The sequence below is a fragment of the Clostridium minihomine genome (assembly GCF_900240385.1).
Lineage (GTDB): Bacteria > Bacillota > Clostridia > Oscillospirales > Acutalibacteraceae > Faecalispora > Faecalispora minihomine.
The window spans coordinates 162,639-180,325 of the sequence record NZ_OEQH01000003.1 but is presented as its reverse complement, the minus strand read 5'-3'; the positions used below and the strand labels follow the sequence as shown (position 1 = coordinate 180,325).

The 17,687-nt window shown below is 44.1% G+C and carries 16 protein-coding genes; 9 read left to right on the top strand and 7 right to left on the bottom strand.

Annotation, left to right across the window (positions count from 1 at the left end; genetic code table 11):
* Positions 1-25: 25 nt before the first annotated feature.
* The 6 genes from C1A02_RS07790 to C1A02_RS07765 form a co-directional block, all read right to left on the bottom strand.
* Positions 26-862 (bottom strand): carbohydrate ABC transporter permease, encoded by an 837-nt coding sequence (locus C1A02_RS07790; protein WP_101697654.1) that lies wholly within the window; start codon positions 860-862, stop codon positions 26-28.
* Entirely contained in the window at positions 862-1,704 is an 843-nt protein-coding gene (locus C1A02_RS07785) for a carbohydrate ABC transporter permease (protein ID WP_101697653.1), read from the bottom strand. The genes C1A02_RS07790 and C1A02_RS07785 overlap by 1 nt, the downstream gene beginning before the upstream one ends.
* Before the next feature lie 134 nt (positions 1,705-1,838).
* Complete coding sequence (locus tag C1A02_RS07780) at positions 1,839-3,185, bottom strand: ABC transporter substrate-binding protein (RefSeq protein ID WP_101697652.1); 1,347 nt, start codon at positions 3,183-3,185, stop codon at positions 1,839-1,841.
* 350 nt (positions 3,186-3,535) lie between these two features.
* Entirely contained in the window at positions 3,536-4,573 is a 1,038-nt protein-coding gene (locus C1A02_RS07775; RefSeq protein ID WP_101697651.1) for a protein-glutamate methylesterase/protein-glutamine glutaminase, read from the bottom strand.
* A 9-nt stretch (positions 4,574-4,582) separates the two neighbouring features.
* Positions 4,583-5,392: a CheR family methyltransferase gene (locus C1A02_RS07770; protein ID WP_101697650.1), complete on the bottom strand. Its 810-nt coding sequence runs from the start codon at positions 5,390-5,392 to the stop codon at positions 4,583-4,585.
* A gap of 82 nt (positions 5,393-5,474) precedes the next feature.
* Positions 5,475-7,562, bottom strand: coding sequence for a chemotaxis protein CheA (locus tag C1A02_RS07765; RefSeq protein WP_101697649.1), 2,088 nt, complete (start codon positions 7,560-7,562; stop codon positions 5,475-5,477).
* A gap of 151 nt (positions 7,563-7,713) precedes the next feature.
* Here C1A02_RS07765 and C1A02_RS07760 point away from each other — a divergent pair, with 151 nt between their 5' ends.
* From C1A02_RS07760 to C1A02_RS07740, 5 genes are all read left to right on the top strand, one after another.
* A complete protein-coding gene (locus C1A02_RS07760; protein ID WP_101697648.1) occupies positions 7,714-9,138 on the top strand; it encodes a hypothetical protein in 1,425 nt (474 codons plus the stop codon).
* Entirely contained in the window at positions 9,125-9,478 is a 354-nt protein-coding gene (locus tag C1A02_RS07755; protein ID WP_101697647.1) for an EscU/YscU/HrcU family type III secretion system export apparatus switch protein, read from the top strand. Before C1A02_RS07760 ends, C1A02_RS07755 begins: the two co-directional genes overlap by 14 nt.
* A gap of 140 nt (positions 9,479-9,618) precedes the next feature.
* Positions 9,619-10,152: a chemotaxis protein CheW gene (locus C1A02_RS07750; protein ID WP_101697646.1), complete on the top strand. Its 534-nt coding sequence runs from the start codon at positions 9,619-9,621 to the stop codon at positions 10,150-10,152.
* 113 nt (positions 10,153-10,265) lie between these two features.
* A complete protein-coding gene (locus tag C1A02_RS07745; RefSeq protein ID WP_101697645.1) occupies positions 10,266-10,778 on the top strand; it encodes a chemotaxis protein CheW in 513 nt (170 codons plus the stop codon).
* Positions 10,779-10,838: 60 nt separating this feature from the next.
* Positions 10,839-12,089, top strand: a complete 1,251-nt coding sequence (locus tag C1A02_RS07740) for a methyl-accepting chemotaxis protein (RefSeq protein WP_101697644.1) — start codon at positions 10,839-10,841, stop codon at positions 12,087-12,089.
* Positions 12,090-12,161: 72 nt separating this feature from the next.
* On the opposite strand, the gene C1A02_RS07735 is transcribed toward C1A02_RS07740, so the two are convergent.
* Positions 12,162-13,301 (bottom strand): HD-GYP domain-containing protein, encoded by a 1,140-nt coding sequence (locus C1A02_RS07735; protein ID WP_101697643.1) that lies wholly within the window; start codon positions 13,299-13,301, stop codon positions 12,162-12,164.
* A 203-nt stretch (positions 13,302-13,504) separates the two neighbouring features.
* On the opposite strand from C1A02_RS07735, the gene fliD reads away from it, so the two are divergent.
* From fliD to C1A02_RS07715, 4 genes are all read left to right on the top strand, one after another.
* Entirely contained in the window at positions 13,505-15,853 is a 2,349-nt protein-coding gene (gene fliD, locus C1A02_RS07730; protein ID WP_101697642.1) for a flagellar filament capping protein FliD, read from the top strand.
* Positions 15,854-15,874: 21 nt separating this feature from the next.
* The gene (gene fliS, locus C1A02_RS07725; RefSeq protein ID WP_101697641.1) at positions 15,875-16,252 is read left to right on the top strand and encodes a flagellar export chaperone FliS; all 378 of its coding nucleotides are present in this window, start codon (positions 15,875-15,877) and stop codon (positions 16,250-16,252) included.
* 28 nt (positions 16,253-16,280) lie between these two features.
* Positions 16,281-16,721, top strand: a complete 441-nt coding sequence (locus C1A02_RS07720; RefSeq protein ID WP_101697640.1) for a hypothetical protein — start codon at positions 16,281-16,283, stop codon at positions 16,719-16,721.
* Positions 16,722-16,836: 115 nt separating this feature from the next.
* A complete protein-coding gene (locus C1A02_RS07715; protein WP_243577960.1) occupies positions 16,837-17,667 on the top strand; it encodes an amidohydrolase family protein in 831 nt (276 codons plus the stop codon).
* Positions 17,668-17,687 lie beyond the last annotated feature (20 nt).

Here is a 17,687-nt window from a genome sequence, read left to right as displayed (position 1 = left end):
CCCCAGAATGAGTATTCTACAGTCTTTATCCTTTGACCGCACCGGACAGCACACCTTTGATGATGTGCTTTTGGCAGGTCAGATAAAACACAACAATCGGTATAATTGCCAAAACCAACATGGCCATCAGTGCACCCATATCCCTGGAGCCGTATCCACCCTGCAAATACTGGATTGCCACAGGTATCGTTCGGTACTTGGTTCCAATGGTCAAATAAGGCAGCAAAAAGTCATTCCAAATCCACATGGTATCCAGAATTGCCACGGTAATGGCTGTGGGCCTTAAAATGGGAAACACAATTAAAAAGAAAGTTTGCAGCGGATTGCAGCCGTCAATAATAGAGGATTCCTCAATGTCTACCGGAACACTCTTGATAAATCCGCTGAAGATAAAGACCGCTAAACCGGCACCGAACCCCAGATAAATGACCACCAAGCCCACCGGATTATCCAGATGCAGCACATTGGCCACTTTCACCATGGTATACATCACCATCTGAAAGGGAACTACCATACTAAAAACAAACAAATAGTAAAGTCCGGAAGTCAAAGGATTTTTCACCCGGGTAATGTACCAGGCCGTCATAGAAGTAAACAAGATGATTGCTGCCACGGAAAACACCGTAATAAACAAAGAATATCCAAACGCATTGAAAAAGTTAATTTTCTGTACGCCATTTACATAGTTATCCATTCCAGAAAAAGTAATAGCATCCGGAAATGCAAAGGGAGCATTGGAAATAAACAGCTGCCCTTTAAAAGAATTCATCAGAACAATAAAAATAGGAGCTAAAAATAAAACAAATAAAACAGATAGAATCAAAAATAGAAATATATGATTTCTCTTTTTCGCCTTTTCCATCAGTTCTCCACCTCCCTGCTTCGTGTGATCCAAAGCTGAACCAACGCAATTGCCGCAACTAAAAGGAAGAAAACAACTGCTTTGGCCTGACCCACGCCTTCAAAGCCCATGCGGCCATAGAAGGAATTGAAAATATCCAGCGCCATCATGGCGGTTTGCCTGGCCGGTGCGCCCCCTGTCAGGGCAAAATTTTGATCAAATAATTTAAAGGAATTGGTTAACGTTAAAAAGGTACAGATAGTAACTGACGGCATGACCAAAGGAATTGTCACATAAAACAGGGTTTGGCGTGGAGACGCCCCGTCCACCTGTGCCGCTTCAATCACATCGGTAGAGATATTCTGAATCCCCGCAATATAAATAATCATCATATAGCCTATCATCTGCCAGTTCATCAGAACCACCAGACCCCAAAATCCATACTGGGCCGCAAAGGTAATATCCACGCCAAAGTTCAAAAGAACCCCGTTGATAATTAGCTGCCAGATATAACCCAGCACAATTCCGCCAATCAAATTGGGCATAAAAAACGCAGTGCGAAATAAATTGGTGCCGCGAATTCCCCGGGTCAGCAAAAGAGCCAGCGCAAAAGCCAGCACGTTGATGGTGATAACAGAAACCACAGTAAATTTGGCTGTAAACAGCAAGGCATTTAGAAAATTCGCATCAGAAAACGCACGAACATAATTTTCAAGGCCAACCCATTTCGCGTTTGTCACCGTGGTAAATTTTGAAAACGAAAGGTAAACTCCCATAACAAAGGGAACCAAAAAAGCGATAACAAAGGCAATTACCGTTGGCAGCGCAAAAACGGCAAAATATTTTTTGAGTGATTTTTGCATGGTTTTCTCCTCCTCCACAACAAATCCGGATGATGTGCTCCGCCACCGGTGCTTTCGGGATGTTTGGAAAAAGCCGCTCCACGCCGCGGGGCGTGGGGCGGCTTTCCCGTTTTATGGAAATGCAAACCGGCTTCTTACAAGTCGCTTTCTGCTTTCCACTGGGTAACAACCTGCTGCTTCACATCATCCCAAGATTTGGTGCCTTGCGCATATTGCAGCAAAGCAGCGCCAAAATCATCCTTAAAGGTTTGATTGGGGAACACAGTAAAGTTCCACGCAACAGAGGTCACACCATCTTTAGACATCCAATTGAGTACCTCTTTGGCCAGCGGATCATTGGGCTTCTCGTTCTCTGCAAAAGTATCAAAAGGAGCAATGAACTTCAGATCATTTGTGACAAACTTCTTACCGGTTTCGCTGGAATACAGCCAATACAGGAAGTCCCCTGCCAGTTTCTGCTTTTCTGGGGAAGCCTTACTGTTGATTGCAAAAAAGTTTTCGGTTCCCGTGCAAAGCCCCTGTGTTTCTTCGCCTTCAATGCCGGTGTAAATCGGCATAAACTTAACATTTTCTTCTTTAACGGTATTGCCTTTCACATCTGCTATCTGGCTCCAACCCCAGTTTCCGTTTTGCACCATTGCGGTCTGTCCCAGCGCAAATTCAGCCATAGAATCGGTTACCTGCTTGGTTCCCAAAAGGTTTTTGGGTGTAACGGAATTGTTCAGATACAGATCAAAAATATTCTTGTAATTTTCAGCATACTGGAATTTGATCTCTTTGGTGGCATCGCTGGTCAAATCCACATTATTGTTTTTAAATTCGTAATAGATGGGCACATTGGCAAGATGAGTCTGCCAGCGCCAGTCATCGCCGGGTTTCAGCGATGTGGAAGAAAATACGCCCTGAATGCCGAGAGCATCCTTTTTCGCGGTCATATCTTCTACAACAGCCTTCAGCTTTGCAAAGTTATTAATTTCATCGATAGAAGAAGCCTTGGCGCCTTCCATGGCAAAGTATTTATCCATAATGGCCTGGTTATAGATAATACCATAGCCTTCCACCACATAGGGGATCCCATACACACCGTCGCCTTCGGCAATAGCCAGACTCTTATCGGTCAGGTGTTTGTAAAGCTCGGTGTCTTTTAAATCCGCGCAGTAATCCTTCCAGCTGGCGTATCCTCTGGGGCCATTGATCTGGAAAATGGTGGGCGCATCTGCCTTGGCGATTTCAGATTTCAAGGTCTGCTCATAAGTGTTCGCCGCCGCCGTGACCACATTCAGCGTAACACCGGTTTCCGCTTGATACGCTTTTGCAATCTCATCGTAAATCGGCGCAACCTCAGGCTTAAAATTCAAATAATAAATCGACTTTTCTTCCTGCGCGCCGCTTACGGCACTGCTGCTGGCCCCGCCGTTATTGCACGCGGTCAAAGAAGCCGCCATTGCAACCGCAAGGCCAAATGCCAGAACCTTTTTCATCGTTTCTTTCCTCCTAATCTAAAATTGAACTTCACTTTGCTTCAGTAACGTTACCGGAAACGTTACCAGTGCTTTTGTGTTTATAGTATAGTATATTATTTGTTAGTTTTCAATAGTTTTTTAGATTTTATCTAAAAATTTTAATTTTTATTTTTATTTTCAAAAACAAAGCGATTTGTTTTGTATTCCACTAAAAGAAGTTCCGCATAAGCGTCCGGTCTTCACACAGATAAACTATAAAAAAGCCGATAGGTCACACGCGCCCAGACATAGATTTAGAAGATAGAAAAAATCCGGAAACTGTAAAACAGTCCCCGGATTCCAATTCATAAAAAATAGTTTTTAAATTTTTATTTTGCCTGATTGAGTCTTTGAATAATCAGACTGGCAATGGAAGAACAGGCGGCCTGACGGGTCACCGCTCCCATTTCAAACGCAACCATGGGCATTCCGTACACCACACAAGATGCTTTATCCTGACCAATGGTATAAGACCCTTTTTTCTTCATTTCCAAAAGTCCCTTAGCCCCATCGCTGCCCATGCCGGTAAGAATAATGCCCATAGCATCTTTCCCCGCCGTTTCTGCCACAGAATGAAACAGAACATCTACCGAAGGACAGTGTCCGCTGACTTTTTCCCCGGCGGCACACTTAATATAATAGCCCCTGGAATCTTTGGCCAGCGTCATGTGCTTATCCCCAGCCGCAATAAAGGCCCGGCCCGGCTCTACCCGTTCGCCTCCCTTGGCCTCCGTCACCGAAAAATTGCACAGGCGATCCAAACGATCCGCATACATCTTCGTAAACCCCGCCGGCATATGCTGCACCACCAGAATTCCCGGAATATTGGCAGGCAATTTTTTTAAAATTTCCAGCGTCGCTTCCGTTCCGCCGGTTGAAGCACCGATGGCGATAATCTTTTCCCCTTTACCGCTTACATTCAGAGTCGGAGTGGCAAGAGCATCCAAATTAATTGGAGTCTTAGTTTTCACTTTGGCTGTGGACGCTATTTTAATTTTTACTGCCAACTCGTTAAAAAAGCCAGAACAGTCTACTCCAATACAGTTGGGTTTTCGAACAAAATCCACCGCACCGGCATCTAAAGCTTCAAAAATTCCAATATCCAAAGAGCTGACCAAAAGCACCGGAATCGGATGTTTCGGGAGCATTTTTCGAATAAAATCGGTGCCCTTCATGTCGGGCATTTCCACATCCATCGTGATTACATCCGGCGACAGTTCCTGTATTTTTTTAGCCGCCTCAGCAGCGCCGCCGGCTGTTCCCACCACAGTGATTCCGGGATCATTGAGCAGCGCTCTTTGAAGTGCCGTCCTGAAAAACAAGGAATCGTCCACAATCAGAACCTTAACGACACGTTTTAATGTCATGATGATAAATTATCCTTTCTGGTACACCGAGGGTTCCAAATAAATAAATTTAGAACTGTCCCTCTGTATCGTTTCAGAATGTCCAATCAGCAGATACCCGCCCGGATTGAGCATTTCATAGTATTTATTGATCAGCTTATTTCTGTCCTCCTGATCAAAATAGATCATGACATTCCGGCAAAAGATCAGATCAAACGGCTGCATGGGCGGAAACGGAAGCATTAAATTCAGCTTCTGAAACGTTACATGCCGTCTGACATCATCATTGATGCGGTATTGATCCGTGCCTTGTTTCATAAAATACCGGGTCAGCCAGCTGGGGGGAACATTCTTTAGCGCTTCTGCACTGTAGGTTGCATTTTTTCCTGCCGACATAGCCTTTTCCGAAATATCCGTTGCCAGAATCCGAAAATCCCACCCGGGACGCCCTACGCTAAAATAGTCTTTAAGCACCATCGAGGTGGTATACGCTTCTTCTCCAGAGGAACAGCCCGCGCTCCAAATCCGAATGGAACGGCGCCGATTGAAACGTTCCTGCGCCGGAAGAAATTTGGTTTTAATAAACTCAAAATGAGCCGGTTCCCTCATAAAATAGGTATGGTTGGTAGTAAGCTTATTAAGCATCTGGGTAATCTCTTCTGAATTGTTAGGCTGCTGAATCAACGTCAGATATTCCGAAAAGTTTTTCAGACCCTTTTCCACCAGAACAGAATACATTCGCGCTTCAATCAATTGCCGTTTGTTGGCAAGATTGATTCCATAGTTATTTTTTATGTAAGAAACAATATTTTGAAACTCCTGATCCGTCAAACGTATCATGGCCATCCTTCCTCCGGCGCCGCCAAATGGTAAAACGGCGGCACCGAACTGTTAGGTTTTATTATTTTATTAAGATTGTTTTTTAGTTGTTATTATACAGGTTTACAATATCCAGAATAAGGCTGATGCTTCCATCACCCAGCACTGCGCCGCCGGAAATGCCGCATTCCTTAATATCAAACTGATTCAGGTAAGCGGGCAGGCTCTTTACCACCACCTGCTGCTCCCCTAATAAATCATCCGCCAAAATGCAATAGACGGTTTCATGATTTTCAACCTGCACCACAATGGAATCTTCCAGTGTTTTTGCCCGGGGTTCCAGTCCAAACACAGAATGCAGACGAACCAAAGGGAAGTACTGATTGCGCATGGATATAATCTCATTGCCGTTGGTATCATGCAGCACCTGATCTGAAGTGATCTTCACCAGCTGCTTAATGTTGTTGGTGGGAATAATAAACATGGTTTCACCAACGGATACCTTCATGCCGTTGACAATGGCCAAAGTCAGCGGAATCTTAAAGAGCACCTTGGTGCCCTTTCCGGGTTCGCTGGACAGAGTCACATCCCCGCCTATTTTTTCTACATTTTTCTTAACAACATCCATTCCCACGCCGCGGCCAGAATACTCGGTAACCACCTCATTGGTAGAGAAGCCCGGCATCAGCAGGAAATTATACACATCTCGGTTAGAATATTCTTTCTCGCTCTTTTTCAGCATCCCCTGGCGTTTTGCCTTAGCCAAAACAGCGTTCCGGTCAATTCCCTGCCCATCATCTTCAATGGTAATTAGGATTTCGCCCCCGGTGTTCTGTGCGGAAAGAGTAACAGTTCCCTTGGCAGACTTTCCATTTTCCACACGGGTTTTGGTGTCTTCAATACCGTGATCCATGGCATTTCGAACCACATGCATAATTGGGTCATTGATATTGTCTACAATGGACTTATCCACCTCGGTGTCTTCGCCCACCAAAACCAGATCCACCTCTTTGCCCAAGTTTTTATTCATATCCCGGACGATTCGGCGCATTTTCTGGAACACACCGGCAATCGGAACCATGCGGATAGACATGACAATTTCCTGAAGCTCATCGGTCAGCTTGCGCAGCTGGCGGGATGCTTTGGTATAATTGTTATCCACACCGGTTTCGCCGGACTGCCCCGCATGGGACGCCGTCACCATAGACTCTGTAATAACAATTTCGCCCACCAAATCCATCAGATTATCCAGTTTCGAAAGATTCACGTTAATCAGGTTTTGCTTGATGGCCTGATGATTATTATTCGAAGTTTCATTGGTCACAACCTGTTTTTCTTCCGGAACATTTTGAATCTGTTGTTTTTGTTGTGTTTGGGGAGTTAAAACGGTATAATTTTTGGTATACACAAAGTTTTCAATCATTTTTAAAGAAGATTCCATTTCCTGACTGGTGCGGAAAGAAATCAAAAGGCCATCCCGGCTGATGATGTCCGCGTTTTGCGGGTTCGTATCCAGATGGTCTGGGGAATGATGCACTGTCACGCCATTTTCGGTGATCGCGTGAATCAGCAGCATGGCCCGCAGATGAACCATTTCGGTTTCTTCTTCAAAAAACACCTTGACCGGATATGGGTAATCTTCCGGGCTCCCGCCGCCTTGCGGCATGGCTGCCGGCAGCTTTCCCGCAGGTGCCGCATCTGAAACAGCCGAGGGGGCTTCTGCCACAGCATCAGGGGTTTGTGCAGCCGCCTCTGGTTTTGGCTGTTCCTGAGGTTCCTCTACCGCCTCACCGGAAATCTTTTTCAGGAAACGATTAATTTCTTCTTCGAAACTGCCGATATCTGTAATAAGCGGCTCATTGTTCTCAACCTTCTCCACTTCCGATTTCAGGAAGTCGCTGGATTTAAACATTAAATCCGCGAGAGGCTCGTTAAATTCCTGAGCAATTCCATTTTCCCGCACATAGTAGAATAAATCTTCCATTTTGTGTGTGATGGTTGCGATGCTGTTAAACTGCATCATTGCAGAAGAGCCCTTGATGGTGTGCATGATTCGGAAAATTTCGTCAATGCTGTCTGAATCAAAAGAGCTCGCCTGTTCGCAGCGCAAAAGGATTTCATCCAAATGCGTTAAAAGGCCGTTGGTTTCAAACAAGTAAACTTCCAGCATAGATTCCATATTGTTGTCCATTAATAGCCACCGCCTATATTAAAGTTCAAAAGTTCTAAATGAAAATTCAAAATATCATTTCGTCTTTCTCATTTTATATATCGGATTGATTCGCGAATAATTAACTTTTTCCCCACGATTTCAACAATTTTAATTTTCGAGGTACCCGCATATGGCAGATAATCTAAGAATTACTACCCCAATTCCGGGTGGTGAAAACGTAAACAGGCTAAGTCCATCCAAGCCAACCGAACGCTCGGTGGTGAATCCGGCTTTGGTCCCCCCCGCCAACACCGACAGGCAATCCGGCCAACAAAATAATAATCTGGAGTTTTCTTTTTTGCTGAACCGCAATTCTGTGTTCAGTAAATTTGTGCAGCAGCTTGGAAAAACACCAGATCTATCTCAAAGCCTGGGAAAACTGGCTTTTGAAATTTTTAACCGGGCCAGCCAGACAGAAGCGGGCAGTTCCGTTTCCGAAGCGCTCAAGCAGCTTTCTCAGTCTCTGAACATGGGGCGAGAGGACATTGTGCGCAATCTGTCCTTTCAGGGCAATCACCGCACCCAGTTTAACGGCCCGCTGTTCCAGATGCTTCGCCAGGTTTCCGCTCAATACCCCGAAAGCGGATTCAACGAGCGGGTTTCTCAGTTTTTAAAAGCATTTAATGCTTACACCGGAGCCGAAAGCACAACCCGTGCCGTGATTCACCAGTTGGAGCAGCTCAGCACCCAGATTCCGAATCCCCACAGCGCTCAGCTTCGTCAGCTGACGGAAGAACTGACCGCCGAGCGGCCTTTGGATAATCTGAATCAAAACCTAAAGGTATTGAAAAATAAAATCATTCCTTTTTTAAGCAGATACATTTCTGTCACCAATGATTTTGGAAGGGCCAGAAACACAATTACTTTTCTGGTACACGATCTGGCACGCCTAAATATCAGTTCCCGAGAAGAACTGGCAGAAAAATTTACATCGCTGCTGGATTTCTGTAAATATGATTTGAATTTTTCGCCCCACAAGCTCAATGAAATGACCTCAGTCTTTTTGGAACATATGAGTCAGGCAGAAACTGCGCCTGAAAACAAGCTGTTTGATTCGATCATAAAGCTTTTAACGGAAAACGGAGCAGGAAATTCTCAAAGAAGTCAGGAACTTTATCAAAATACAGTTTCCTCTTTGCTGATGGATAACAGTGTTTACATGCCTTTTCACCACCTGTTCTTGCCGCTGAATTTTCAGGGGAAATTTTTGTTCGGTGAAATCTGGATTGAAAAAGAAGAAAGCAAAACATCGGGCGATGGACGCGCTTCTGACGAAAAAAGCCGGCAAATCATTCTGACCTTTGATATTAAATCAAAAGGATATTTTGAGGCTCTGCTGACCTTATCCGGAAAAAAAATCAGTGTGCTGCTGAATTGTCCGGCTGAATTTTCAGGGGAAACCAAAGAAATCAGCGCAGCAGTTACCGATATTTTTGCCCGCAACGGCCTGGAACCGGAAAAAATTGAACTGACCACCGGAGACGCCCCTTTTGCTACCAGGATCATTTTAAACAAAGTACAGGAAAGAAGGCGTATGATCGATGTCTCAGTATAATCAAAAGCAACATGCGGCAGCGCTTCGTTATTCCACGGATTCCGGACGCGCACCCGTGGTGGTTGCTTCGGGCGCAGGCTATACCGCCCAGAAAATCATCGAAATCGCCCAGCAAAGCAACGTTCCCGTTTATCAGGACGATGCTTTGGCCTCTTTGCTTTCTCAACTGGACGCAGGAACGGAAATTCCACCGGAATTGTATCAGGCAGTGGCAGATTTATATTTGTATTTTTTAAATTATGGAGAAAAATCACCGGAAGACTCTGAAGCCGCTTTGGCTGCCGGAACTGCCCAAAATATTTCTCTTCCTGAATTTTCAGAAAGCACAGAGGATAAATAACGTTTTTTTCTGTAAAAATCTTAAATTTTCTTTCTGGTATACCGATATATATACTGAATAGACCAATGTTTGATACTCGGTCTTTTCCTTGTGATACAAATTAACCGCCGCTACGGCAGCGGAAGAAGTGGTGGAATCAAATGAATAATACTTCAAATCTGATTTCTTCCCAGGAAGAAGAGAAACTTGTAAAATCAAATCAAGCTGAAAAATATCTGACCTTATATATTGACGGTCAGATTTTCGCCATCCCCAGCGGACAGGTGGTGGAAATTGTGCGTATTCAGAACATCACACTGATGCCAAAGCTTCCCCCCTATGTCAAAGGGGTGATCAATTTGCGCGGAAAAATTGTCCCGCTGATTGATCTTCGCCTGAAACTGTCAAAACCCGCTTTGGAGTACAACGACCAAACCAGCATTGTGGTAACCCAAGTGGACGATGCTGTTATCGGCCTGATTGTGGACAGCGTGGATGACGTTACGGACATTTCAGCCGCTGACGTGAACGAAACGCCCTCTTTGGGACGGGAAAAGAACAACGATTTTGTCACCGGTATTGTCACCCTTGCCAAAGGCCCGGCCTTGTTGCTGAACCTTAACAAAATCCTGACGGAAAACGAAGATTACCAGCAGCTGGAAAGAAAATCGCAGCCGGAAGAAGACAAAGGATAAAAAAATTGGGAACCGATAACTTCTATGTGGCTTAACCAAAACATATGAATCTTTAGCTCACCGGCTTAGCACAAACCATCCCACATAACAACCATATTGAAAGGGTGACATAGATGGAAGATACCATTGATACCATTGATTTTTTAGAAGAAGACAATCAGGAAATCGAAGGGAAATATCTGACCTTCTGGCTCGAAAGCCAGCTGTTCGGCGTTCCGATTTCTGATGTTGTACAAATTATTGGGATGCAGGAAATCACACCTGTGCCCGATTCCCCAGCTTATGCCAAAGGGGTCATCAATCTGCGCGGGAACATCATTCCCCTAATTGATATTCGGCTTCGTTTTGGCAAACCCAGCTTGGAATATGGCGAACGCACCTGCATCATCGTGACCAAACTGGAAGAAAACTATATCGGTTTCCTGGTGGATTCCGTGAACGAAGTGTCTGTAATTGAAGACGAAAACATCTCTGCGCCGCCCGTAGTTGTTTCCGGCCATAGTGCAAATGCGTACCTGACCGGTGTAGGAAAGCTGCATGACAAGGTCGTTCTTCTGGTCGATCCAAAAAAAATATTAAACAATGAAGAAATGCAACAGGTTACGCAAGCGCTTGATCATTTGTAAGCAATGATGTGGACAGATGCCAATCATTGCCTGTGATACCTATGGAGGAGAAAAGAAAACATGCTGAAAAAACATTCTTATGCTACAATTAAAGCCGAACTGCTGGCCATCACTTTGGGCACAGCGCTGTTCTGTTTCTTGATGGGCGTTCTTTGCGCCGTTTTATTTGCCAAGCAACTGGTCATTCCGGCCATATTGGTTTTGGTTGTTTCGGCGGCCATTGTTATCACACTTGTCTGGAAAATCGCAACTATGATTCAGAATGCAGTCAGTATGATGAAAGATTCGATGAGCGGGCTGGCACAAGGAAATTTTGATGTTTATATCGACTATGATTCCAACACTGAGGTGGGGGAAATTTGCCGATTGATAAATGACACAACTCTTGCTTTAAAGACAAACATTCAAAGCATTTCCAAAGTACTTGATACCATTGCCAGCGGTAAAATCAACATTGTCGATCATCATGAATATTCGGGTGACTTTGCACGTATCAAAAAATCCATGAATTCCCTGACCCAGATTTTGGTCAATAACGTCACCTCAATTTCCCGTTCCTCCAATGAAGTGTCCAACGGCTCTGAACAGGTGGCCAGCGCCTCTCAGGCTTTGGCGCAGGGAGCTACCGAACAGGCCAGCTCTATTCAGGAATTGTCCGCTACTATTCTGGATGTTTCAGAGCAGGTCAAGCAGAACGCTACCGATGCTTCTGAAGCAAACAGTGCTTCGGCCATAGCGCAGGAGAAAATGCATAGCGTTGCACTGGAAATGAAACGTATGCTGGACGCTATGGCGGATATCTCAAAGTCATCTAACCAAATTAATAACATCATCAAAACCATTGATGACATTGCACGGCAAACCAACATTCTGGCTTTGAATGCAGCTGTTGAGGCAGCAAGAGCCGGCGCGGCGGGCAAAGGCTTTGCCGTGGTTGCCGAAGAAGTCCGGAATCTGGCCAGCAAAAGTGCAGAAGCTGCGAAAAACACCACGAGCCTGATCGAAGGTTCTATCACGGCAGTAGAAAAAGGGAAAAACATTGCAGACCTGACCGCAAAAACCATGCGCGAAGTTTTAGATGCCAACAGCAAATCCACCGAACTGGTAAACCGCATTGCAGCTGCTTCTGATGCGCAGGCCACAGCCATTAGCCAAATCAGCCTTGGTGTGGATCAAATCTCTTCTGTGGTACAGACAAACTCCGCCACTGCGGAGCAAAGCGCTGCTTCCAGCCGAGAAATGGCAGATCATGCAGGGGAATTACAGCGTTTGGTGGAATACTTCTCTTTAGATGAAGTGGCAGCCGAATAAATTGTAACCAAAACAAAGAAAAACACAGCGGGGAGCTCAGATCCCTGCTGTGTTTTTCTATTGCAAATTTACTTATTCAATGACTGGATCATCCTCTTCTTCGGGTGATTCCAAATCATCCGTTGCAATGTTACAAGCATTTTCGATTACCAAAGATAAATTCTCTCTGCCATAATACAAGTCCAAAACTTGATCCGGTGCGCTGAGAAGCCGCACCAGCGGGCGCAAGGGGTGACAGTCGTTTTGGCCCACCACAATGGCAATTTCCCCATTGCTTAGCTTAACACAGGAGCCCACCGGATAGGGCGAAACCTTTTTTAAAAAAGCTTCGACAATGTGAACATCAAAAGCCGTGCCGCTGCCCCCCATTATGTATTCCAAAACCTCTGTGGGAGAAGAGGGCTTTCGATATGGCCTTACAGACGTAAGCGCATCATAAACATCTGCCACTGCAATAATCCGGCCAAACAGAGGAATCTGTTCCCCCCTAAGCCCATTGGGGTAACCAGAGCCATCATATTTTTCATGATGGGTCAAAATACCCGCACAAACTGTTTTATTGGCCAGCTTATGTTTCAAAAAAAACTCAGCCCCTTTATAAGGATGCTGTTTTACTACTTCGTATTCTTCCGGGGTAAGTTTTTCGGGCTTTGCAATGATTTCAATGGGAATTGACATTTTCCCAATATCATGCAGCAATGCACAAAGGCCCAAATCGTACAGTTCTTTGGTTTTTAGCCCCATGGACAGACCAATGGCAATGGCAAGGATAGACACTCCTAAAGAATGATTATAGGTATAGTCATCATAAATTTTTAAATTTGCGATGCTCAGTTCTATATTTTTATTGTGCTTTAAAGCAGTAACCAGTTTTTTAGAGATATTAAGCGTTTGATTAATGTGGCTGATATTAATATTTTGAGCATTTTTATCGAACATGTCAAAGACATTTTCAAGGTTCGATATGGCCTCTTCCTTTAACTCCCGTTTAATGGGAGAAGGGGGCTGCGGCAGCCTTTGTGTCCCCTGTTTTTCATCGGAATGGATATATGCCCCTAACACCTGCAGTTCGCTAAGCTTTTGAATGTACGCGCTGGTCAGAATCTGCCCGGAACGCAACATGGCGACTTTACAAGTCTTGTAATCATATAAATATACGTCCCGATCCAGCTTCATACCTTCTTTCAGCTGATCGATTGGAACAAAATTCATGTGCTTCCTTTCCTTCTTGCTATAATAGCTTTAAGCAATAGTACAACAAAACCTATTTATCTAGTTTACAATATTAATACTGGAAATGCAATTGTTATTTCAGCAAAATCCTGCAGCAGATTCCATATATTTTACTAACTTTTTTTCTAAAATGAACGATATATAAATTAAATAGACTTATTAGGTGATCAGGAGGATTCATTATGTCTTATTTATCGACGAATTCCAGCACTTCCTCTTCGTCTGCTTACGCAACCGCATCTGCTTCTAAACGCATGAGCGGCCTGATGTCCGGTTTGGATACGGACGAGCTGGTCAAACAGTTTACCATAGGCCTGCAGAATAAAATTGATTCTCAGCTTCAGAAAAAACAAGTTGCTTCTTGGCAGCAAGAGGCTTACCAAAGTGTTATTAAAGCGGTATCGGAGTTTCAAACCAAATATTTTAACTCCACAACCAGCTCAAGCAGCATCTTAAATGCCAGCTTTTTTAACACCACATCGATTATCAATAATTCCCCCTATGTAAACGTCAGCGGATCCGCTGCTGCGGCAAAGAACATGAAGATCTCTTCGGTCAACCACTTGGCCAAACAGTCTTCGTTTTTGTCGAACCATAAGGTGTCTAACCAAAAAATTCAAACGGGAGAAGTCAAAGCCGAGTGGGAAAAAAGCACCGTTACCGGCGCCGCTCTTTCGTTTTCTTTTGAAGGCAAGGACTATACCCTGACTGTGGGAAAAGACGGCGGCACCACAACCCTTGATAAAGTCACCGAGCAATTGAACGAACAATTAACAGAATTGGGACTAAAGGATAAAGTCAGCTTTGAACTATCCTCCGATCAAACCTCTGTTACGCTCAAAAGTATCGGGGACAGTTCTGGTTCCAGCATAAAGGTCAGCGGTGGTTCAGAAGCTTTGCTGAAATCTTTGGGAATTGCCAAAGATGCTTCCGGAACAGAGATTACCGGAACCACAGATGCAACCGCTCTGTACACAAATACAAACTTGGATGAAAGTTTGGCAGGTTCCACTTTGACATTTAATTTAAATGGGCTTTCCCGAACAGTTTCGTTCAACGAAACCGAACGCAGCTTATATGACACACCCGAAAAGCTGGCTAATTTTCTTCAAACTAAGTTAAATTCCAGTTATGGCTTTACCAGTGAAACACCGGAAAAATCAATTAAAGTTTCGAACGATAACGGAAAGCTGTCTTTTCAGGTGGTTGGTTCCGATGGCAAAACCAGTACCGATACCGATACCTTCACAATCGTTTCCTCCAGCAAAAGCGGTGTGCTGGGAATTAACGGTGCGCTGAAGGTTTATGCCGGGGAATCCAATCGGCTCAACACCAATAAAACACTGAAAGACATCGCTGTAAACCTGTCTGACAGCGGCTTAACCCCTTCCGCACCTAAAGATCCCGAGAATCCCCCGGCTTCCAGTGTCTATCGGATTGAAGTCAACGGCAAGGAATTCGAGTTTGAAGAAACAGAATCCATTGACTCCATTCTGAAAAAAATCAATAATGATCCGGAAGCGAACGTGACCATTACTTATTCCAATACACTGGATACCTTCCAAGTGGTGGCCAAAACAGGCGGCGCAAGCAGCAAAGTAAATATTGTGGACAAAGACGGCGGCACCTTGGCCAAAGCCTTGTTTGGCAGCAGCAACATTGATGTGCAAAACGGTCAGGATGCTGAAATTATGGTTAGCTTGGCCGATGGCCTGCCTGCACAGAAAATTACCAGAAGCAGCAACAATTTCACACTGGATGGTGTGGACTTTGAGCTTTTGAAAACTACCCCCACAAAAAACGCAGACGGTACGGATTTTGAGCCGATTACCTTTACCCCTCAGAATAAAACAGATGATTTGGTTACTAAAATCAAAGATTTTATTGAGGATTATAATAATATTTTAACTACTGTTAACACCTTCATTGATGAGAAAAAGCCCACAGACGGAAAATATTTGCCGTTGACAGATGCACAAAAGGCTGATATGAGCGAAAGCCAAATCGCCTCTTGGGAAAAGAAAGCAAAGCAGGGCCTTTTATTCAATGATTCCCTTCTGAACAGTTTTGCCTTGGATTGGCGCCATGCGATGACCGATCAAGTCGCTTCCCTCAGCTCTGCTTTATATGAAATCGGCATTGCGTCCACCAAATACAGCGAAAAAGGAAAACTGACCATTGACGAGGATAAATTAAAAAAAGCACTCAATGAAAATCCCGAAAAGGTCGCTTCCCTGTTTACCGGCTCAGACGGAATTGCCACACGAATGCAAGATGTCATGACCAAATATACCAAAGACAGTTTGGTTAATACCGGACTTTTGATCACAAAAGCCGGCAGTACCACCAGCGCGGTGGATCAAAGTGATTTGGCAAAAAAAATGAGGGATTATGACACTCAGGTGAAAGAACTAAAAGTTCGTTTAAGTTCTCAACAAGAAATATATTATAACAAATTTACAGCTTTGGAGAAGTATATTTCTCAAATGAATACTCAGGCCAGCTTTTTCACTTCCTTTACTTCCACCTGATGATTAAAGCCGAGGTGTATCATGCAAAGTAATGCTATTCTTCAGTATAAACAGCAATCCATATCCACTATGTCACGCGGGGAACAATTGGTTCTTTTGTTTGACGAGGTTTTAAAGAACCTGCATTATGGATCCATGCTGCTCAAACAACAAGATTTTGAAAATTCCGATAAATGCACAACCAAATGTAAAAATATTTTTCAATATCTTTCTTCTGTTTTGGATCATAAATATTCCATTTCTAAAGAATTATATGATTTATATTATTTTTGCAATCAGCAAATCATCCGTGCAGAAATTCGCCGAGATGCTCAACTTCTGGATGATCTGGTCCCCTTGGTAAAGGAAATGCGTGAAACCTGGGTACAGGCAGAAAAGCTAATCCACATGAAAAAATAAGGGCTTACAGAAAAGATGGGAGAATATCATGTTGACAAAAGACATTTTGGAATGTCTGGAGCAAAAAAGAATTCTGATGGAACAAATTTTAAATATTACCAAGCAGATGGAAGTACAGGCCATGGAGGAATCCATCCACTTGGGCGATTTGCTGGATCAGCGGGGCCTTTTGATGCAAAGAGTCGATAAATGCAACCTGTTGATTCAATCCCGGCTGGAAGAACAAAACCCACAGGATCAAGAGCGGGTTCGCGCTGTGCTGGCACAGCAGATTCCCGAAGAAAATTGCACCCCTGATGAACGGCATGCAATGCTTTTGTCTTTAGAAATCACCCGTTTGTTTGATCAGGCCGCAGCCTTAAACCGTTCTGCGCTTGATCTGCTGCATGTACAATATGAGGATGTCAAAAAAAATCTGGCGGATTCAAAAGAACCAGGGAATCAAAACAATATGTTCTCCTTTCGGTAGAGAAGTAAAAACCAAGCAAGGCATGAAACCCTCATGCCTTGTTTTTCATTTGCAAAACGTGTAAAATGATAGGAATATAATTGACAACATAAAGAAAGGATGTCGGAAATCTAACATGATTTTTGATATGCATATTCATATTTTTCCGGATTTTTTAGCGAAAAAAGCTCTTTCCGGAATCGGTGAAACCAGTCATTTGCCGCCTGTAACCAATGCCACTCTTGCTGATACCCGCAAAAAACTAAAAGACTGGGGAATTTCTGGCGCAGCGGTAATGAATATTGCCACCAATCCTTCCCAGCAACAAAAAGTAAATAATTGGGCAGCAGAAATGCAGGATGACTTTTTTTATTGCTTTGGCTCTGTTCATCCGGACGCACCGGACGCTGTGGAAGAACTGGAGCGAATTAAAAAGATGGGACTACATGGTATAAAGCTTCATCCCGATTACCAGAATTATTTTGTAGACGACAAAAAGATGGATCCGCTTTATGAGGCCATGCAGGCTCTTGAACTTCCGGTGACCATTCACGCAGGGTGGGATCCGGTTTCTCCCGATACCGTGCATACTCCGCCAAAAAATCTGGCGAAAATCGCACGCAGATTCCCCCATCTTTCCATCATTGCAGCGCATTTGGGCGGAATGGAAACCTGTGAGGAAGCCGAAGAACATCTTCTTGGCCTTGAAAATGTGTATCTGGATGTATCGATGTCCTATCTGTTCTGCGAACTGGAACAGGCAAAACGGATGGTTTTAAAGCACGGCACCGATCGTGTGCTGTTTGCCAGCGACTGCCCCTGGAGCCTGCCCGCAGATCAAATTGACTTTATGAATAGAATGAATTTACCTGACCATATTATGGAGGACATTAACTGGCGAAATGCCCACCGTTTGCTGGGCCTGACCGAAAAAAAGCCGGGTGAAGCATTGGAATCGCCGTATTAAAAATTCTTTAAGGAGTTTTT